Annotated in this window: 15 protein-coding genes; 3 read left to right on the forward strand and 12 right to left on the reverse strand. The window is 75.2% G+C overall.

Annotation, left to right across the window (positions count from 1 at the left end):
* Positions 1–75: 75 nt before the first annotated feature.
* Together JK356_RS15245 and JK356_RS15250 are read left to right on the forward strand one after the other, a co-directional pair.
* Positions 76–459 (forward strand): hypothetical protein, encoded by a 384-nt coding sequence (locus JK356_RS15245; RefSeq protein WP_201868486.1) that lies wholly within the window; start codon positions 76–78, stop codon positions 457–459.
* Positions 456–4,889 carry a caspase family protein gene (locus JK356_RS15250; protein WP_201868488.1) on the forward strand — a complete coding sequence of 1,478 codons (4,434 nt, stop codon included), beginning with the start codon at positions 456–458 and terminating at the stop codon, positions 4,887–4,889. Before JK356_RS15245 ends, JK356_RS15250 begins: the two co-directional genes overlap by 4 nt.
* Before the next feature lie 41 nt (positions 4,890–4,930).
* Here the strand turns inward: JK356_RS15250 and JK356_RS15255 are convergent, their stop codons facing one another.
* From JK356_RS15255 to JK356_RS21945, 8 genes are read right to left on the reverse strand one after another with little or no spacing between them, the layout of a single operon-like run.
* Positions 4,931–6,268, reverse strand: a complete 1,338-nt coding sequence (locus tag JK356_RS15255) for a zinc ribbon domain-containing protein (protein ID WP_201868490.1) — start codon at positions 6,266–6,268, stop codon at positions 4,931–4,933.
* Complete coding sequence (locus JK356_RS15260; protein ID WP_307815607.1) at positions 6,265–6,822, reverse strand: phage tail protein; 558 nt, start codon at positions 6,820–6,822, stop codon at positions 6,265–6,267. The genes JK356_RS15255 and JK356_RS15260 overlap by 4 nt, the downstream gene beginning before the upstream one ends.
* A 58-nt stretch (positions 6,823–6,880) precedes the next feature.
* Positions 6,881–8,842 carry a putative baseplate assembly protein gene (locus tag JK356_RS15265; RefSeq protein ID WP_201868492.1) on the reverse strand — a complete coding sequence of 654 codons (1,962 nt, stop codon included), beginning with the start codon at positions 8,840–8,842 and terminating at the stop codon, positions 6,881–6,883.
* Positions 8,842–9,276, reverse strand: a complete 435-nt coding sequence (locus tag JK356_RS15270; protein WP_201868494.1) for a GPW/gp25 family protein — start codon at positions 9,274–9,276, stop codon at positions 8,842–8,844. Before JK356_RS15270 ends, JK356_RS15265 begins: the two co-directional genes overlap by 1 nt.
* Positions 9,277–9,317: 41 nt before the next feature.
* The gene (locus JK356_RS15275) at positions 9,318–11,153 is read right to left on the reverse strand and encodes a VgrG-related protein (RefSeq protein ID WP_201868495.1); all 1,836 of its coding nucleotides are present in this window, start codon (positions 11,151–11,153) and stop codon (positions 9,318–9,320) included.
* Positions 11,153–11,875: a LysM peptidoglycan-binding domain-containing protein gene (locus tag JK356_RS15280; RefSeq protein WP_201868496.1), complete on the reverse strand. Its 723-nt coding sequence runs from the start codon at positions 11,873–11,875 to the stop codon at positions 11,153–11,155. The genes JK356_RS15275 and JK356_RS15280 overlap by 1 nt, the downstream gene beginning before the upstream one ends.
* Positions 11,876–11,903: 28 nt before the next feature.
* Positions 11,904–12,329: a phage tail protein gene (locus JK356_RS15285; RefSeq protein WP_201868497.1), complete on the reverse strand. Its 426-nt coding sequence runs from the start codon at positions 12,327–12,329 to the stop codon at positions 11,904–11,906.
* A gap of 57 nt (positions 12,330–12,386) precedes the next feature.
* Complete coding sequence (locus JK356_RS21945; protein ID WP_236671368.1) at positions 12,387–12,665, reverse strand: hypothetical protein; 279 nt, start codon at positions 12,663–12,665, stop codon at positions 12,387–12,389.
* Positions 12,666–12,843: 178 nt separating this feature from the next.
* On the opposite strand from JK356_RS21945, the gene JK356_RS21950 reads away from it, so the two are divergent.
* The gene (locus JK356_RS21950) at positions 12,844–13,686 is read left to right on the forward strand and encodes a hypothetical protein (RefSeq protein WP_236671369.1); all 843 of its coding nucleotides are present in this window, start codon (positions 12,844–12,846) and stop codon (positions 13,684–13,686) included.
* A gap of 1,700 nt (positions 13,687–15,386) precedes the next feature.
* On the opposite strand, the gene JK356_RS15295 is transcribed toward JK356_RS21950, so the two are convergent.
* The 4 genes from JK356_RS15295 to JK356_RS15310 form a co-directional block, all read right to left on the reverse strand.
* On the reverse strand, positions 15,387–15,545 hold the full coding sequence (locus JK356_RS15295; RefSeq protein WP_201868498.1) for a DUF6760 family protein: 159 nt from the start codon (positions 15,543–15,545) through the stop codon (positions 15,387–15,389).
* Positions 15,542–16,027, reverse strand: coding sequence for a hypothetical protein (locus JK356_RS15300; RefSeq protein ID WP_201868499.1), 486 nt, complete (start codon positions 16,025–16,027; stop codon positions 15,542–15,544). Before JK356_RS15300 ends, JK356_RS15295 begins: the two co-directional genes overlap by 4 nt.
* Positions 16,027–16,476, reverse strand: coding sequence for a phage tail protein (locus JK356_RS15305; RefSeq protein WP_201868500.1), 450 nt, complete (start codon positions 16,474–16,476; stop codon positions 16,027–16,029). The genes JK356_RS15300 and JK356_RS15305 overlap by 1 nt, the downstream gene beginning before the upstream one ends.
* 93 nt (positions 16,477–16,569) lie before the next feature.
* Positions 16,570–18,168 (reverse strand): phage tail sheath family protein, encoded by a 1,599-nt coding sequence (locus JK356_RS15310; protein WP_201868502.1) that lies wholly within the window; start codon positions 18,166–18,168, stop codon positions 16,570–16,572.
* Positions 18,169–18,419: the final 251 nt, after the last annotated feature.

Below are 18,419 nucleotides of genomic sequence, written 5' to 3' on the forward strand. Positions count from 1 at the left end.
AGCGCGATTGGCGTGCCGTTCGGCAAGGCTGCGCGGTAGATTTGCACAAGTGGTCGTCCGAGGCGGGAGGGCACCATGCGCGTCACGATGACGGTGCGGCCGGAGGGGGCACACGAGCTGCGCGCCTGGCTGCGCGACGTCCCGGAGCTGCGCGGCCGCGTGCTGCGCGACACCACGGCCGAGGCCCCGCCCGGCGCGATGGGCCCGGCCGCCGACGCCGTCATCGCGCTGCTGGAACCGGGCGGCGTCGCCGCCGTGTTCGCCGGCGCGCTGGTCGCCTGGGTACAGACCCGCCGCCAGGACTGCACGGTGACCGTTACCCGCCCTGACGGCACCGAGATCAGCATCGCCACGCGGCGGGCGCGCCAGCTCAGCCCGCAGGAGCTCGCCGAACTCGCCGAGCGCCTGGCCGGACCGCCCCCGGGTGACGGCCGGGACAGCGGGGAACCCGGGCGATGACGGCCAGCCCGGACGGCGGACTGGCCGGTCCGGGCGCCCGCGCCGTGCTCCTCGGCACCGGCAGCCACGCCCCCGGCTCCGCGCTTCCCCCGCTGCCCTCCGTCGACACCACACTCGACGACCTCGCCCGCGCGCTGTGCGAGAGCTGCGGCATGCCCCCCGGGCACATCGTCCGTCCGCCCCGCGACGCCGGGCCCACGGACATCGTCGCCGCCGTTGAGGAGGCGTGCGCCGGCGCCACCGGGCCGGTGCTGCTGTACTACACCGGCCACGGCCTGCTCGGCCCCGGCGACGAGCTGTACCTGGCCACCTACGCCAGCCGCTCCGACCGGCAGGTCGCCGGTGCCGTGCCGTACCGCACCCTGCGGGATCTGCTCGGCGACGCGCCCAGCGGCGCCCTCGTCGTCCTCGACTGCTGCTTCTCCGGCCGCGCCAGCACCCCGCCGAAGGACGGCGGCGCCCCCCAGCCCTTCGCCGCTGCCCGGCCCCGCGGCAGCTTCCTGCTCACCTCCGCCTCGCACTACGCCCTGTCCTTCGCGCCCCAGGGGGAACGGCACACCCGCTTCTCCGGGCAGCTGCTGCGGCTGCTCACCGAGGGCGACCCGGCCGGGCCGCCGTGGCTGACGGCCGACCACCTCCACACCGTGCTGGACCGGCGGCTCGCCGACGACGGACACGCCCGCCCCGCCCGCCAGAGCGAAGGCACGATGGGTGCTCTGGTCCTGGCGCCCAACCGCGCCTACCGGAAACCCGACCCGGACGCCGAGCCGCCCGCGGACGTGCCGTGCCCCTACCCGGGCATGGAGCCGTTCCGCGCCGAGGACGCCGCGCACTTCTTCGGCCGCGACGCCCTGGCCGCCAGGCTCCTCGACGCCGTCGAGGACCCCGCCGCATCCGGCCCCATCGTCCTGGTCGGCGCCTCCGGCGCCGGCAAGTCGTCGCTGCTGCGGGCCGGCCTGCTCGCCGGGATCGAGGCCCGCCACGGCCAGGACTGGCCCGCGCTGCTGCTGCCCGCCCCCGGGCCCCGCCCGCTCACAGCGCTGGCCGCCGCATGGGCCCGGGCCACCGGACGCGGTGCCGCCGAGGTGCGGTCCGCTCTCGCCTCCGGCCGCCTGCCCGGGCCGGCCCCCGGGCACCCGGCGTGCCGCTTGCTGGTGGTCGACCAGTTCGAGGAGGTCTTCACCCGCTGCCCAGACCCCCGCGAACGTGCCGCATTCATCGCCGCCCTGGCCGGCGGCGGCCCCGGCCCCCGGCCCCGCGTGGTGCTCGGGCTGCGTGCCGACCACTACGGCAGCTGCCTGGCCCACCCCCTGCTCGAACGTGCCCTGGCGGCGCACCAGATCACCGTCCCGCCGATGCGCGAGGAGGACCTGCGCGCTGCCGTGGAGGGACCGGCCGCCGCGGCCGGGCTGACGCTGGAGCCGGGCCTGACCGACCGGCTGCTCCACGATCTGCGCGAGGGCCGCTCCGGTGACGACGCCGGCGCCCTGCCGTTCCTCGCGCACGCGCTGCGCGAGACCTGGCTGCGCCGCAGCGGTGCCCGGCTCACGCTCGCCGGCTACCAGGCCACCGGCGGCATCTGGCGCTCCGTCGCCACCACGACCGAGGCCCTCTACCAGTCACTTGACCAGGCCGGCCGCGCCGGGCTGCGGGAACTCCTGCTGCGCCTGGTGTACTTCCCGCCGCAAGGCACGGTCGGCGGCGCCGTCCGCCAGCGGGTGCCGCTGGACCGGCTGCCGCACCCCGCCATCCGTGACCGGCTCGCCGAGGCCCGGCTCATCACCACCGACCAGGACACGGCGCAGATCTCCCACGAGGCCCTGCTGCACGCCTGGCCCCGGCTGCGCCGCTGGATCGAGGAGGACGCCGCGACGCTCCGGCTGCGGCAGCGGGTGCGGGCCGCCGCCGAGGAGTGGCACAGGTCCGGCCGCGACGCCGCGTTCCTTTACCGGGGCAGCCGGCTGGAACACGCCGCCGCCGAACTGCTCAGCCAGGCCCGCAGACGGCCACTTGACGCCCGGAGCCTGGAGTTCCTCACCGCCGGCCAGCGGGCCGCCGCCCGGGAGCGGTACCGCGAACGGCAGCGGGTCCGGCTGCTGCGGAGCACCGTGGTGGTCATCGCGGTGGCGCTGTGCCTGACCGTCATCGCCGCGCTGGCCGCCGTACGGCAGCAGCGCATCGCCGAGGAACAGCGCGAGGTCGCGGCGTACCGCGCCCTGCTGGCCCAGGCGGAGAACACCCGCGCCGCCGACCCGCGGCTGTCGCTGCGTCAGGGACTCGCCGCTTACGCCCTCCAGCCCACCGCCGACGCCCGCCGGGCGCTCTTCGAGACGCTGGCTGCCAGCCCGTTCCGCGGCAGCGTCAGGCTGCCCGCCGGCACCACCGGCGGAGTGCGGCTGGGCCCTGGCGGCCGCACGCTCGTGACGGCCGGCCAGGACGGCTCCGGCCTGCACCTGTGGGACACCGGCCGCGTCACGCGGGCAGGAGCCGGGGCCGGGCCGCTGGCGACACTGCCCTGCGACGGTGCCCGCGCCGAGGCCGCGGCCTTCTCAGCGGACGGCCGCACGCTCGCCGCCCCCTGCGGCGGCGCTGTCACCGTGTGGGACATCGACGGCCTCGCCGAGGGCACCGCGCCCCGGCGGCTGTCGGCTCCGGCGGTTACCGGCCTGCCTGGCGCGCCCGAGGCGGTGGCGCTGAACGAGGACGGCACGGTCCTGGCGGCGGCCGGCTGGTGGCCCGGCGACCTCGCCGAGGGCCGGGAGACGGGAGGCGCGCTGGTGCTGTGGGACCTGGGTGAGCCGGAACAGCCCCGGCGGCTGTCGGTCACCCGCCGCGTCTACGAGACGGACAGCGTGGCCTTCAGCCCGGACGGCGACACGCTGGCCGCCGCCTCGGCCACCCTCAGGGGCAGCGGCGCCCTGGACGCCGACAGCCTCTGGGGCGTCACCGGGGTGCGGCTGTGGGACGCCTCGGACCCGGAGCAGCCACGCCCCGGCGCGCTGACACGCGGCTCCAACGGCCACCTGGCGTTCAGCGGTGACGGGTCCCTTCTCGCGACCTGCCAGGGCAACGCCGTGAAGCTGATCGGAGTGCGCGGGCCCGGCGAGGCGGAGGTGCTGGCGGAGCGGTCCGCCCACACCGACTTGGTCAGCGGTCTGGCCCTGTCCGCTGACGGCGAGCGGCTGGCCACGGGCTCCCTCAACGGCGAGGTGACGGTGTGGGACGTGAGCGACGCGCGGTCCCCGGAGCGCTCCCGCGTCCTGCCGGGGCACCAGTCCGTCTCCGCGCTGGCGTTCGGATCCGGTGGCGCGCTGGTCTCCGCGGACGAGGGCAACGGCGAGGCGGAACTGATCCGCTGGGACCTCGCCGCCACCGCCGCTCCCCAGGTCGTCGGGGAGGTGCCCGCCGACGTGACGGCTCTCAGCGCCGACGGTCACGTCCTGGCCGCCGCCTCCGGCACCGGGCTGCGGCTGTGGGACCCGCGCGACCCCGCTGACCCCCGGCCGCTGTCCCCGCCGGCCGATACCGGCAGCCTGGTGCTGGACCTCGCCCTCGACTCCCGCGGCACCCTGCTGGCCAGCGGGCACGTCGACGGCACGCTCCGGCTGTGGGACATCACCGACCGCTCCCGGCTCCGCGAGGCCGGCACCATCCGGCTGCCCACCAGCCAGGAACACCTGTCGCTGGCCTTCTCGCCGAGCGGCCCGCTGCTGGCCGCCTCCGGCGCGCAGAACTCTTTCTCGGAGGGCTGGACCGCCCTGTGGGACGTCTCCGATCCCGCGTCGCCCGCCGAGGGCGGGTCGTTCACCGGCACCGGGGCACGGTACCGCCTGTCGTTCAGCCCGGACGGGAGCCTGCTGCTCATCCCGGGGCAGTGGTCCGTCGCGGTGCGGGAGACCGGCGCGGACGAGGACGGCCTGGTGGTGCTGGAGGAGTCCGACGGCAACGGAGCGTTCCATCCCGGGGGCGACCTCGTGGCGACGGGGGAGACCGGCGGCGCCGTGCTGCTGTGGGACCTCACGGCCGCGGGCGGGCCCGCCGTCACCGGCCGGGCGGGCCCGGAGGACGACGGCCGCGACGTGCGGTATCTGCTGCTGTCGTTCCATCCCGGGGGGACGCTGCTCGCCGGCGGCGGGGACGACGACGCGGCCTGGCTGTGGTCCACCGGCGACCCGGGCCGGCCGCACCTCGCGGCCACCCTGGACGGCCACCCGGATGACGTCACCGGCATCGAGTTCGCCGGCGACGGGCGCACGATGGTAACCGTCAGCGGCGGCCGGGCCTACCTGTGGGACCTCGGCGGCTATCCGGAGATCGCCGCCGACACCCTCGGCATGGCGTGCCGGGCCGCCGACGGCGGTTTCTCGCCCGGGGAGTGGGAGGAACACGTGCCGGACGCGGGATACGAGGAGAGCTGCCCCGCACAGTGACGCGTGTGCGGGGCGGGGGACGGCGGTGGGGCCGGACCGGGTCAGGAACCGCCTGAGGAGGGGCCGAAGAACTCGATCTCGGCGATGGCGACCTGCTTGTCGTCCGCCGCGCCGTGGGCGGACTGGAGGGTGAAGCGGACCCGGGTGACGTCCTCGGCGCGGAAGGAGCGGCGCTGCCCGCCCGGGCCCTGGTCGAGGACCACCTCGCGGGTCTCGACGGTGCCGTCGGCCTTGGTGATCCGGGCCTCAAGGCGGTGCGGCTGCGCCTGCTCGCTGAGCTGGTCGGCGCGTGTGGAGACGCCGGGCGTGATGATGACGTCGAGGAGCCGGGTGGGGGTGTCGAACCGCGCCTCGATCCACTCGCCCTGCCCGGACTGCGAGACGCCCGGGCCCCACCAGGTGTCGCTGAGCTTGTCGAAGGCCAGCTGCGGTTCGTGGTCCGGGAAGGAACGCGAGGCGCGGAAGGAGTCGGGGGACACCGCCGCGCGCCGGGCGAAGTGGTCACGGGTCGCCCGCACCGCGTCGGGGATCCGCGTGGCGGCCACCACCAGCAGCACGATGACCAGCGACCAGACCACCCACCGCATCACGTACCCGAAGCTGCGGCGCAGCCGGGGCCGCTCACCGGCCCACGGCGCCTCCCGGCCCCGGTCGAAGATCCGGCGCCACCACGGCCTGGGGCCCGGCGCGCCGTCCTCGCCCGACAGCGGCATGGCGCACTGGACGCAGAAGTGCCGGTCGGGGCGGTTGGGGGTGCCGCACCACGGGCACGGCGGGCCGCCGGGGACGCCGGGCTGCGGCGTGGGGCGGCGGACCTGCGGGCGGGAGGCGTGCGGCCGGCCCGGCAGGGCGGGGGCGATGGCGGGCTGCGGCTCGGCAGGGGCCGAGGGGTCGGCGACCGGCACCAGCAGCTCGCGCGCCCGGCTGGTCTCCGGGGCGGCGTCGCCGCCGGGCCGGTCCGGCGACCGGTCCGTTCCGCCGGTCCCGATCGTGCCGTCCGTCCTGTCGGCTCCGCTGGTTCCGTCGGTTCCGCTGGTCCGCCCGTCCGTCCCGGCCGGCCGCAGCCGGAGGTTGGGGATGGTGTCGTCGTCCTCCTCCGGCGGCGGGGGAGCGAGGACCGGCTCCGGGCGGGTGTCCCGCGCCGCCGCGGGGGCCGGGGGCGGGGGACCCGGCTCCTTGCTGGGCGCCGGCTCGGGGTCTGCCGCCGGGGTAACGCCCGCGGGCGGAGCTGTTGTTCGCTCCCGGCCGGCTCCGCCCCGCGCCGAGGCCGTGCGGGTGGCGGCAGGCTCGCTCCAGCTGAGCACGGCCCCGCACGCGTCGCAGAACGACTGGCCCGGCTCCGCGCGGGTGCCGCACTCGGCGCAGTTCTGGCTGGTCATCTCTCCGGATTCCTTTCGAGGGCGGTCACCTGGACCGTGTACGGCATGTGCGCCGGGCGGGCCGCGGCCACCAGCGCGTCCAGGCGGTGTTGGTCCGAAGGCTTCGGGTCGGGCAGCCGCAGCAGCACGTGGAGACGCGGCCGGGGTTCACCGGGGATGGGCCCGAGCGGCCGGGGGCTCCAGTCCGCGCCCCCGCTCTCGGTGATCTCCGGCGCCACGCCGAATGCCAGGCGCACCGCCTCGGACAGGCCGCGCCGGGTACCCCGGATCCGGTGCAGGTAGGCGGCGGCGCCGACAGCCGCGCGCAGCCGCTCCTCCGGCTCCGTGCCGTCGGTCTCGGCGCCGACCCACGTGCCGAGCCAGCGCGCGAAGTCCAGTGGCGCCAGCGCGGGCGTGAAGTAGGCGTCGAGGCAGTCCAGCACGTTCAGGATGGGCGCGAGCACCTCGTCGAGACCCGCGACGAAGCGCTGCGCCAGGTCATCGTCGGCGAAGACGGCCGGCAGCATCATCCCCAGCGGCGTCGGTGAGCCCAGGCCGTCGATCGATCCCCTCACCGGGCCCCCCTTCCAGGCTCCGCAGGCTTCCCGGGCTGCCCGGGCACGCGCGAGACCGTCACGCCTCCGCACCCCCGATCACCCGCACCCGGTGGTCGAAGGAGAACACCAGCGAGGAGGGGGCGAGACCGATCCGGTCCGTCGCGTCGCCGCGCTTGCCCGTCAGCGGGTCGGCCGGGTACAGCGCCACCTCGTCGACGAGTTCCACGCCCGGCACGCGCTGCAGCACGGCGAAGACCTCGCCCGCCTGCACCGGCCGGCCGAACGGCCAGCCGTCGCCCGTCACCCCGCCGGTGAGCGGGTCGAGATGGCGGTACAGCGCGTCGTGCGCCTCGCGGCGCACCCGGTCGGCGGGCACGCCGGGGAAGGCGTGCACCGTCGCGACGACCGTGACGCCCTGGTAGTACGGCGGCCCGACCGCCAGCCGCGTCCCGATCAGCCGCCGCTCGTCCAGATGACGGGTGATGCGGCGCAGCAGCGCGTCGCCGGGCACCAGCTGCTCGAAACGCAGCCGCCCGCCCGGGTCCGGCACCGCCTGCGGCACCACCAGGACCCGCACCGCGTACGCGCCGTACTCGTTCTCCTCGCCCTCCAGGCAGGTGATGCGCGCGGTCTCCGGGGCGGCGCGCCGCGCCAGCTCCTCGTAGTCGCGCAGCGTCACCGCCCGCTCCTGGGCGCGCAGCGTGATCGGCGCCCGCAGCTTCGCCTCCTCGACCGTCTCGCCGTCCACGCCCCCGCGCGCGGCCTCGCGGTTGACGACCTCGGAGACGAACGGGATGGAGGTCCGCAGCACCTGCACCGCGCCGCGCGCCACGTTGCCGGCGCGCCCGCCGCCGGTGCGGTACCGGCGGGCGCGGATCACCGCCCCCTTGGGGGCGACCATCCCGTACTGCCGCAGGCTGCCGTCGGGTTCGCGCACGGCGGGGCCGAAGGCGATCTCGCCGGTCGTCGCGTCGAGGGTGATGTGGCGGTCGGCCGGCCGGGAGCCCGCGAAGTGCGGCACCACCTCCCAGTCCACCCAGCCGTCGTCCTCGGCGGTCTGCAGCAGCAGCGGCGGATCGTCCCCGACCACCGGGGCGTGCGCCAGCCGCAGGCGCTGCCCCGGCAGGCCGGTGGACTCGCCGAGCGCCTCGTCATACACCGTCTCGGCGTGCACGGCCGGCACGGTGCCGCCGATCGTGAACGCCTCGGCCGCCCTGACGGTCGGCGAGGTGGTGTAGAACGGCTGGTCCGGCAGGGGTTCGGTGACGCGGCACCGCAGCCATCCCGCCAGCTGGCCGCCGCTGCGCGACAGCGTGTGGCCGCCGGGGACGTGCAGCACCACTTCGCCGGGCCGGTTGAGGCCGCCCGTGCCGTCCCGGTCGACCTCGCACTCCTGCCAGCCGCTCTCGGTCCACGCCTCCCACACCAGCGGCGGCTGGCGCGGGTCCACGCCGACGCCGTCGACCCGGCTGTCCAGGTCCAGCGCCACCGCGCAGTGCGGCACGGCCGCCGTCAGCCCGAAGAGCAGGCAGTCGCCGGCGGCCGGCGCCTCGGCGAAGCACAGCACGTCCTTGCCCTCGGCGAGGTCGGCCGTCCGGTCGGTGACCGGCTCGTCGCGGCGCTGCACCACCAGGTGGCGCAGCGCGCACGACACGATCGACAGGCCGCGCTCGGTGGAGAAGACGACCGCGTCCTCGGTCTCCGACCGCATGGTGGCGACCTCGGTGCCGGTCGGCACCAGCACCGCCTCCTCCTGCGGCGCCGACAGCCAGAACGTGACGTCCGTGCGGGCGGCGGAGGGCGGGAACAGGTTGATGCCGACGAGGTCGAGGAACGCCAGGTGGTTCTTCTCCGGCACGCGGTTGAGCCGGTACACGATCTGGTCGGCCATGTGGGCGACCGTCTCGACGAGGGTGACACCCGGGTCGGAGACGTTGTGGTCGGTCCACTCCGGGGCGCGCTGCTGGATGTAGCGCTTGGCGTCGTCGACGAACTGCTGGAACCGGCGGTCGTCGAGGTTGGGGGAAGGCAGTGCCATCAGCGGTCGCTTTCGGAAGCCGGACCCGTGGCGTCCGGCTCGTCGTGGGACGGAATGACGTAGAAGGGGAAGACGAGACTGCGCGGGTTGTTGGTGCCGCGGATCTCGTAGTGGACGTCGATGTACAGCACGCTCTGGTCGGAGCTGGCGGTCACCTCCACGTCGTGGACCTCGATGCGCGGCTCCCAGCGGTCCAGGCTGGCGAGCACCTCCTGTTCGATGCGGCCCGCGGTCTGCTCGTTGACCGGGGCGAACACCAGGTCGTGGATGGCGCAGCCGTATTCGGGACGCAACGGCCGCTCACCCGGCGCGGTGGCCAGGATCAGCCGGATCGCCTCCTCGATCTCGCGCTCGCCGCTGACCAGCGCGATGCCTCCGGTGGGGGAGACGCGCATCGGGAACGCCCAGCCGGAGCCGACGAACTGCTCGGCCATTCAGCCGCACACCTGCCTTTCCCTGTTGTGCTTGCGGTATCTCATGGCATCGGCAGCGGTTTGCCCCGGACGAGCACCACGCCATTGAGCCCGATGTTGGAGGCCGTCAGGTTCACGCCCGAGGTGGCGTTGACCGTGACGAGCCCGGCCAGGGAGCGGAGGTTGATCAGGCCGGTGCTCTGCATCTCCAGCAGGCCGCCGGCCCGCAGGGACAGCCTGCCGCCCGCGCTGAGCTCCAGGTCGGTGCCGGCCTTCACCGACACGGACCTGCCGCCCGAGATGCTGACCGCGCCGTCGCTGTCGACGGTGATCTCCGTCTTGGTCCGGTCGAGGTTGATGACGAGCTTGCCGTCGCCCGTGGCCAGGCGGACACCCTGCTTGCGGGCGCCGGACCGCTGGCTGAGCAGGTCCAGGCGGTTGCCCGTGCGGTCCGCCAGGGTGTGCCGGGCCGACCGGTTGCGCAGCCCGTCGTGCAGCGGCACGTCCTTGACCCGGGTCGGCTTGTCCTGGCCGTTGTAGAGCCCGCCGATGACGAACGGGTGGTCCAGGGCGCCCCGGTCGAAGGCCACCAGCACCTCGTCGCCGACATCCAGCGGGAAGATGCCGCCGCCGCCCTTGCCGCCCCACTGCATGACGCGGGTCCAGTCGCTGACGTAGGAGTCGTCCAGCCACGGGAACTTGAGCTTTACCCTCCCCTGCTTGAGCGGGTCCTGCACGTCGGTGACGAGCGCGTTGGCCACGCTGGGCAGCCGCGGCGAGGACTGCGCGACGGCGCCGCCCGAGGCGAGGCCGTACAGCGAGCGCCACTGCCGTCCGGTGACGGACACCCATGCCTCGTAGTGCCTGCCGTCGCCGAAGGTGTGCCGCACCGAGGTGGTGGTGTACTTGCCCTCGAACGGCTTGCCCACGTGGGACAGCGCCACCGGCACGCCCGGCCGCAGCCGCGGGTTGCCGCGCGCGACGACTTCCAGCTCGGCGAACGACGAGGTGACATCGTCAGCCAGCGCGGCGGCGGCGCGCGTGACCTCGCCCGGCCGGTCGTAGGGGGTGTCCGTCTCCACCAGCTTCGCGCCGCGGAAGCTCTTGGCGGCCTCTCCCGGGGTGATGCCGATGTCGACCCCCGGGGTGGTGAGCACGTCCGCCGTGGCGGTCAGCTCCTGCTTCCTGGTGACGTCCCAGCCGCGCGCCTCGACCTGGCTGACCTGGTCGGCGGCGGTGACCGCGGCCCGCAGCCGCAGGATGTCGCGCTTGCCGCTGAGCACGAAGAAACTGCTGTCGGCGTCCGTCTTCGGCGACGGCGCGCCGGAGGCGGGCCTGGGGTCGATGAACTGGAGCTTCCCCTGGGCGTCGATGGACATGACCATCTCGTTCTCCTCGGCGAGCCGCGCGAGGAAGTCCCAGTCGGTGATGTTGGGCTGGCTGATGAAGTCGTACGGCGCGCCCGTCGGGTCCACCCGCCCCACCGGCACCCCGGCCTCGCCGGCCAGTTTCCTGGCGATGTCGGACGCCGTCTGGTTGCGGTAGGCGGCCACCCGGCGGCGCCGCATCAGCCGGAAGCCGTTGTCGTAGCCGCGGATCACGGCGAAGGAGCCCGTCCCGTCGTAGTCCGCTTCCATGCCGGTGACCTCGCCGGTCAGCAGCGGATCGGCGGCGCCCTGCCCGGCCGCGACCGGCGCGATGGTGACCGGGGAGCCGAACTCGACGTTCAGCAGGCCGAGGATCCGCCGCAGCGGGTCCCGGAAGGTGAGCCGGAACGCGGCGGGCACCCCGACGCCCTGGTCGACCCAGCCGTCGGTGAGCAGCGGGACGCAGTCGGGCGGCAGGTCATCGCCGTTGATGGTGATCTGCAGGACGCTGGAGTAGGTGATCTTCGACATCAGCGCAGCACATCCTCGGCGGCGGGCAGCACCAGCTCCGTCCCCGGACGCAGGCGCGAGGGATCGTCGATCTTGTTGGCCTCGGCGATTGACCGCCAGACCGTCGCGTCGCCGTACTCCCGCCAGGCCAGCGACTGGAGCGAGTCTCCGGCGACGACCCGGTGGACGCGCTGGATGTTCGGCGCGCCCGACGTCGGGTTCTGCCGTTTGGTCTTGCTGGGGATCTCCTCCAGTTGCAGCCGGCAGGTGGCGCGGATCGGCACGCCGTTGGTCCCGAACAGGGTGTAGGTGGCGTCGACGGACCTGATGTAGGCCGTGAACTCCGCGGTGGAGAAGCGGCCCCAGCGGAAGACCACCCACGGCGGCGACGGCTGGAGCTTGCCCATGCTCTCCGGGGTGACGGAGCAGCAGTCCAGCAGCGCCTCCACCTTCTTCATCACGGACTTGCTGGTGGGCTTCAGCGAGGAGTCGAGGAAGATCTCCAGGGACATCTCGCGGGGCTCGGGCCCGATGAACTCGGGGACCGAACCGTCGCGTTCGACCGGTGCCGGGGTGTACTTCCACTGCGAGGTGCGGCCGATCGTCACCTGCGTCGGGTTAAAGCTGAAGTCGATCGTCCGTATCTCGGCGCCCGGCTGCGTGCTGTAGTTGCCGGGCGGTTCGTGGATGGCAAGCGTGGCGCGGACGAGGCTCGCGCCCGCGCCCCCGTTTCCCTCGGCCATGGTGGTGCGGCTCCTCCTGGTGGTGTTCTCAGTCCGTGAAGCCGTGGTGGGCGATTTCGAGCACCTCCGTGGCCACGGCGGGGTTATCCGGGTTGAAGGAGGGGCCCTGCCAGCTGACCGGCAGCACGTCGATCAGTCCCCACCGGGTGACCTCCGACCCGTCCGCCCGCAGGGCCCGGATCTGGGCGGTGGGGCGGGTGATGCCGGTCTGGATGGAGGAGATCCACTTGGCGACCTTGGCCGTTTCCGGCGTGATCGGGCGGGTGAGCCGGATGGTCGAGTAGGTGACGCGGGTCGGGAACTGCCAGACGAAGCCGTTGTTGCCGCCTTCCTGGTACTGCTCGATCTCGACCTGCGACGCCAGCCCCTCGCACTCGTTGAACGAGCCGAGGCTCTCGCCGTCGATGTTGAGAGAGAAGAAGACGGTGGTGCCCGGGTCTAGTCGCTGGGCCATCGCGCTGGGCCTTTCGTGTCGTGGGGGTGGCGGTCGTGGGCCGGGAGGTGCGCTGGGTCAGCGGCGGCCGTCTCTGAGCTGCCCGATCCGTTCCCGGTCGAGGCGGAGTTCGGTGCGCACCAGCCGTGTGATGCGGCTGATGAGACGGTGCGTCAGCTCGTCGAGCTGCGTGTCGGACAGCTTGCGCGGGTCGAAGCCGCCGGGCGGCACCGCCGGGTAGGGCGGCGGTGGGTCGCTGTGCGGCTGGGCCGTCGGCGTGTAGGGCGGCGGCGGGCCCGGCGGGGGTGCCGTCGCGGAGTACGGCGGCGGCGGGGTGGCCGGGCGCGGCACCGCCATGGGTGCGGAGGAGCGCTGGACGGCGACTGTGGTCCCGGCGGGCCGGGGCGCCGGAGCGGACCGGGGCGCCGCAGCGGCGGGCGCCGGTGCAGCAGGCACCGGGGAGGGGGACGCCGCGGGCTGGCGCGCGGGCGAGGGCAGCGCGAGGGGAGCCGGGGCCCGGGCCGGGACAAGATTCGTGACCGGGACAGACGGCGAGGACGCCCCGTCCGTCCGGGCGGGGCGGCGCAGCTGCACGGGCAGCGGCGGGGATGACGGCGTGGTGCGCGGCCGGGCAGCCGGGGTGGCCGGCGTGTCCGGCGCGGACTGTGCCGTCCGCGGCGCCGGGGCCGGTGCGGCGGGCGGGGCCGCCAGCGCGGGCGAGGCTGACGGCGCGGGCGAGGCTGACAGCGCGGGCCGGGCCGTCGCGGCGGGCGGCTCGGGCGCCCTGGCGGGGAGAGCCGGGGCGGGGCTGCGCGGGGCGTCGCCGCTGGCCGCGGCGCGCTGGACCGGGGCGGGAGCGCCCGGGCCGGGCGGGCCGCCCAGCGGCCTGGCGTCCGTGGGCCGGGCGGCCAGCGGCGCACCCAGCGGCGCCCCCAGCGGCTTCGCGGAGGGAGCCGGGGCGCGGCCGGCTGACCGGGCCGGCCGGGGCGCCGGCGCGAGCGGACGCGGCGCTGCGGCGGGCTGCGGCGGGTTCAGCCGGACGGCGGGCGCCGGGGCGGGGGCCGGGGAGGAGGCCTTCTCCGCGCCTGCTTCCGGCGCGGGAACCGGCTGGGAGGTGGGAGCGCCCAGTCCCAGCCGGGGGCCCGCCCCGGCGCCCGTGCGCCGCGCGTCGGCACGGCGCTGCACCGGGGAGGAGGCGCGCGGCGCGGAGGAACGCTGCTGCGCGCGGGGGGACACCGGCTTGGCCGCCGGCGTGCTCGCCGACTGCTGCACGGGTGCGGCCGGTGACGCGGCCCTGCCGCGGGCGGGCGTGGCCGGCGTGCCGGCGGCAGGGGCGTCCGCCGGCATGGCCGCGGGCCGGGTGGCGGGAGAGGGGTGAGCGGTGGCAGGGCGGGGCGCCGGCGCGGGCGGCGTGGGGAGTGCAGTGGCGTTGCCGGGGCGTGGCGCGTCCTTCGGCGAGGCGGTCTCGCGCCGCACGGGGCGGGGCGCGGACGCGGGCGGCGCGGGCGGCGCGGTGGGGCTGGCGTCGGGCGAGGCCACGCTCTCGCGCCGCACCGGGGGCGTCGCCTCGTTGGGTGCGGTGGGGACGGGGGAAGAGGTCGTGCGCTGCACCGGGCTGGACGGCGTGGGCGGTGTGGGCGTGGCAGCGGAACCAGGCGTAGTCGCGGGCGGGTTCGCGGGTGCGGCCTTGCGCTGCACCGGGTGCGTGGGTGCGGGCGGCGTGGCGGGAGCCGCCGGGGCCGCTGGTGCGGCCGGGGCGGTGTCCGCCGCCGGACGCGGCGGCACGCGCGGGGCACGGGAGGCACGCGGCGCTTCCCGCGACGGCGTGGCCGCGGCGTCCGCGGACGTGACGGATCCGGGCCGCACCCCGGTCTGTGGCGCGGACGGTCCGGACGGCCGGGACGGCCGGGACGGCGCCGCTGCGGGAGCGGCGGACTTCCCGTCCGCCGTGCGCTGCGGCCGCACGGCGGACGCGGACGTGCCGGTGGGCTTGCCCGCGGGCGGGTTCGCGGGTGCGGCCTTGCGCTGCACCGGGTGCGTGGGTGCGGGCGGCGTGGCGGGAGCCGCCGGGGCCGCTGGTGCGGCCGGGGCGGTGTCCGCCGCCGGACGCGGCGGCACGCGCGGGGCACGGGACGTACGCGGCGCTTCCCGCGACGGCGGCGTGACCGCGGCGGCGGGAGCGGAGCCGGGCGCGGGCGGACGCGCCGGGGCACTGGCGGCGGGAGGGCCAGCCGAGGAGGCGGCTGGCCCTCCCGCCTTGTCGGGGAATGGGGCCTTGGGCGTGGCCGCCGTCCGCTGGACGGCTGCCTCGCCACGGGAGGCCCGCCCCGTGGCTCCTCTCGCGGCGGGGGCGTCCGGACCCGCCGGTCCGCCGGGAGGAGCGGGAGGACCGGCCGAGGGGGCGACCGTTCCTCCAGCCTTGGGGGAATCCGTGGCCGAGCCGGTAGCCGGGCGCGCGCCCGCTGTCTGGCCAGCAGGCCCCGGCTCGCGGCGGACCGCCGGAAGCACGCGGCGCTGCACGGGGGCCGCGGCCGGTGCCGTCCGCGTCAGCGACCGCGGCCGCTCGGGGCGTTCGGCGGCCGGGGCCACCCGCACGCCGCGCCTCGGCGACGGAGGTGACGGCGGAACGGGCAGGGCGGCCGGCCCCGCCGGTGCGGGGTCCGCCGTGGGCTCGGGCCGCACCACGGGCAGGGAGTAGGCGGGCTGTTCGAGACCGGGCACCGGCCGTGACGGCGCGGCGAGCGAGCCGCCGATCCGCTCCGGCGGTGTTCCGTCCAGCACCGCAGGGGAGGCCGTGCCCGCGAACGACGGGTTCTGGAACGTCGCCAGCCGCCCGCTGAACGCGTTGTCGGCGACGCCGCGTCCGAAGTCCAGCGCCCGCTGGATCCGCGGCAGCCGTGCCCAGGCGGTCCCCGCCGCCCGGGTGGGGGAGCCGGGCGCGGGCGCGCCGTTCCCGTCCCGGCCGGCGGGGCCCGCCCCGCCCGTTCCGCTCGTGGTGCCGATGGCTCCGGCGGCATTGGGAGCGTCAGCGGGACGTTCCCTGGGGCCCTGGCGGAAGCGGTCCCAGAAAGCCATTGCTCAGCCCTCCGTTCGGGTGCCCGTCACCAGGGACGCGATCTCTTCGGCGTAGCGGCGGCGGTCGTGATGCTCCAGGTCGAGGATGTCGTCCAGGCTCCAGTGGAAGTGGTAGGCGACGTACGCGATCTCCCTGTGCAGCCGGTCGGTCGCGTACGTCACGATTCCCCCAGGCGGCTCCCGCCGAGTTCTACTTCGAACGACTCGGAGCAGTGCGGGCACTCCACCGACGCGCGGGTGTGGCCCTCGGCGTTGATCTGGCGGTAGAAGTCCTGGAGGAACGCCAGGTCGGAGGCGAACATGTTCTCCACGATCCCGTCGTGGACCATGTTCAGCGTGCCCAGGCGGGTGATGACCCGGCCCAGCAGCACCACCGACAGATAGGCCGGGTTCTCCTGGACCCTGACGTCGCGCAGCGGGACCAGCTCGTCCCGGGCCGTCGCCAGGCGCATCATGCCGTCCCGGTGCACCGTGCCGTTCTCGTCGACGTAGCCGCGCGGCAGCTGGAACGGGAACTCTGTCCGCAGCTCCTGCCGCGGTCCGGCGGCCGGGGCGGCGCCCGGCGCGGACGCGGGCGCCGCCGCGGGATCGGGTGCCGGGCCGTCCGCGCGCGGGCCCGCAGTCTTGACAGCCGTACGCCTCATCACGCGGACTCGACCGTGACTTCCTCGAACTGGATGGTGATGGTCTCGGTGAGCACCGACGAGTCATCGGCGCTCGAGGAGCTCGCCCGCAGGTCGCTGCACCAGGCGTTGCGCAGGTGCCACCGCTTGACCGGGTTCCCCTCGGGGTCCATCTGGATGATGGTGGCGTTCTTTCGGGCGGAGTCCATGCGGCCGGCCATCGAGTCGTTGATCCAGTCGTTGAACGTCGACGACTGGGTCATGCCGCGCTCGACGGTGACCGTCCCGGGCTGCCACGGGCCCGGCAGGATGGCGACGTTCCGCTTGCCGTCCTCGTTGTTCTGTGCGCAGGGAATGGCCGTCTGCTCCACGGTGAGTCCGTCGACCCGCGTGAGGAACTCGACCATGACGCCGTCGATCTGGATGCCGAAGTTGTTCGAGGTGACGGCGTTGCCCTGGGGAAGAGACATGAACGCTCAGTCCTTTGCTGGGAATCCGTCCCGGCCGGGGCCGGGGACGTACGGTACGGAGGCTGACGGTGGTGCCGCGGCGCGAGGGAGCGGTTACTCCTCCAGCTCGCTGGTGCCGCTGGAGAACTGGGCGAGCCGGAAGATGACGAACTCGGCGGGCTTGACGGGCGCGACACCGATCTCGCAGATCACGCGGCCGAGGTCGATGGACTCCTGCGGGTTGGTCTCCTCGTCGCACTTCACGTAGTACGCCTGCTCGGGGCTGGCGCCGAACAGCGCGCCGGAGCGCCACTCGTTGACGAGGAACGCCGAGATGTTCCGGCGGATCCGGGCCCACAGCCGGTGGTCGTTCGGCTCGAAGACGACCCACTGCGTGCCCAGGAGGATCGACTCCTCCAGGTAGTTGAAGTACCGCCGGATGTTCAGGTAGCGCCAGGCGGGGTCCGAGGAGAGGGTGCGGGCGCCCCAGACGCGGATGCCGCGGCCCGGGAAGGCCCGGATGCAGTTGACGCCGATGGGGTTGAGCAGGTCCTGCTCGCCGCGGGTGATCTGGAGCTCCAGGTCCACCGCCCCGCGCACGACCTCGTTGGCAGGGGCCTTGTGCACACCGCGCTCGGCGTCGTTGCGGGCCCACACGCCGGCCATGTGACCGCTCGGCGGCAGCAGCCGGGTCTTGCCGCTCCCCGGGTCGAAGGTCTTGATCCAGGGGTAGTACAGGGCCGCGTACTTGGAGTCGTATCCGGCCGTCTCCTGGCGCCAGACCCGGATCTGGCGGGCGTTCATGCCCGGCGGCGGGTCGAGGATGGCGACCCGGTCGCCCATCAGCTCGCAGTGCGCGATCATGCCCAGCTGCACGGCCTTGACGGCCTCCAGGTCGATCGCGCCCGCCTGGTAGGCGGCCATCAGGTCCGGCGCGGCCACCATGGAGATCTCGTCCACGGCCTCCAGGCCGCCGAAACCGGTGCGGTCGGCGGTGTCGCCCAGGTACTCGGCCGGGCCGGGGTGCGCCGCCTCAGCGCCGTCGGTAGCAGCAGGCGGTGTGGCGGGGGGCGTGAGCGTCAGCGTCTGGTTCTCGGGGCGGGCCAGCTGCCCGGCGGGCGCGGCCTCGGCCACGGAGATGAGCTGGGAGCGCTCCTTGACCTGCGTGACGACGTAGGAGCGGCTGTTCTTCTTCGCCGAAACGTCGAAGGTCTCGGCGGTCTTGTTGCCGTCCTTGACGATCAGCCTGAAGCGGTCGGCCGGGCCCTCGCCCTCCTGGTCGGCCACCTCCACGGTCAGCGGGCCGCTCTGCCCCGCGGCGAGAGCGGCGACCGTGAACGTGCCGAGCCGCTGCGGCTCTCCCGACGGCAGCGCGGCCGGGGCGGCGGAACCGGTGACCTGGGCACGGGAGGCGTTCTCGCCGGCCGGGCCCTCGCCCGCGCCTTCGGGGGAGCCGCCGACCCGGACGATGTAGGCCGCGGTGCCGCCGTTGTTGAAGAAGCCGTAGACGGAGTGCGCGAGGTAGTACCCGTCCGTGAAGTCGCCGAAGTTGGCCACGAACTGCGACCAGTTCGTCACGAGCGTCGGCTCGTTCAGCGGGCCCTGGGGCGCCAGGCCCACAAAGGCGGCCACCGACGTGCCTACCCCCTCGATCGGTCGCGCTCCGCTGGCCACCTCCTCGACATAAACGCCCGGCGACAGATAGGACGGCATGCTTTGCTCTCCTCGGGGTACGAGTCTGGACGACACCAACCCTCGCCCGCGCGACGCGCCCGTGTAACGGCCTGCCGTCCCTGCCCTCGGGCAGCCTCCCTGCCCGCAGGGGCAATTGGCCGTGCGGGCGCTCCGGTGCCTGGTCACCGCGCCCGGCGGTGGCCCGCCAGGGCTGCACGGCCCAGTGCGCCGGGTCACGAGGGCACTCTGCTGTGCCCGGAAGGCTCCTGACCGCGCGCACCCGCCGCTCT

It is taken from the genome of Streptomyces sp. 7-21 (genome assembly GCF_016741785.1).
Taxonomy (GTDB): Bacteria; Actinomycetota; Actinomycetes; order Streptomycetales; family Streptomycetaceae; genus Streptomyces.

Bases quoted from the DNA above. Each gene is read 5' to 3' on its own strand.
- JK356_RS15245 (WP_201868486.1), top strand. From the start codon at position 76: ATGCGCGTCACGATGACGGTGCGGCCGGAGGGGGCACACGAGCTGCGC.
- JK356_RS15250 (WP_201868488.1), top strand. From the start codon at position 456: ATGACGGCCAGCCCGGACGGCGGACTGGCCGGTCCGGGCGCCCGCGCC.
- JK356_RS15255 (WP_201868490.1), bottom strand. From the start codon at position 6,268: ATGACCAGCCAGAACTGCGCCGAGTGCGGCACCCGCGCGGAGCCGGGC.
- JK356_RS15265 (WP_201868492.1), bottom strand. From the start codon at position 8,842: ATGGCACTGCCTTCCCCCAACCTCGACGACCGCCGGTTCCAGCAGTTC.
- JK356_RS15270 (WP_201868494.1), bottom strand. From the start codon at position 9,276: ATGGCCGAGCAGTTCGTCGGCTCCGGCTGGGCGTTCCCGATGCGCGTC.
- JK356_RS15275 (WP_201868495.1), bottom strand. From the start codon at position 11,153: ATGTCGAAGATCACCTACTCCAGCGTCCTGCAGATCACCATCAACGGC.
- JK356_RS15280 (WP_201868496.1), bottom strand. From the start codon at position 11,875: ATGGCCGAGGGAAACGGGGGCGCGGGCGCGAGCCTCGTCCGCGCCACG.
- JK356_RS15285 (WP_201868497.1), bottom strand. From the start codon at position 12,329: ATGGCCCAGCGACTAGACCCGGGCACCACCGTCTTCTTCTCTCTCAAC.
- JK356_RS21945 (WP_236671368.1), bottom strand. From the start codon at position 12,665: ATGGCGGTGCCGCGCCCGGCCACCCCGCCGCCGCCGTACTCCGCGACG.
- JK356_RS15300 (WP_201868499.1), bottom strand. From the start codon at position 16,027: ATGAGGCGTACGGCTGTCAAGACTGCGGGCCCGCGCGCGGACGGCCCG.
- JK356_RS15305 (WP_201868500.1), bottom strand. From the start codon at position 16,476: ATGTCTCTTCCCCAGGGCAACGCCGTCACCTCGAACAACTTCGGCATC.
- JK356_RS15310 (WP_201868502.1), bottom strand. From the start codon at position 18,168: ATGCCGTCCTATCTGTCGCCGGGCGTTTATGTCGAGGAGGTGGCCAGC.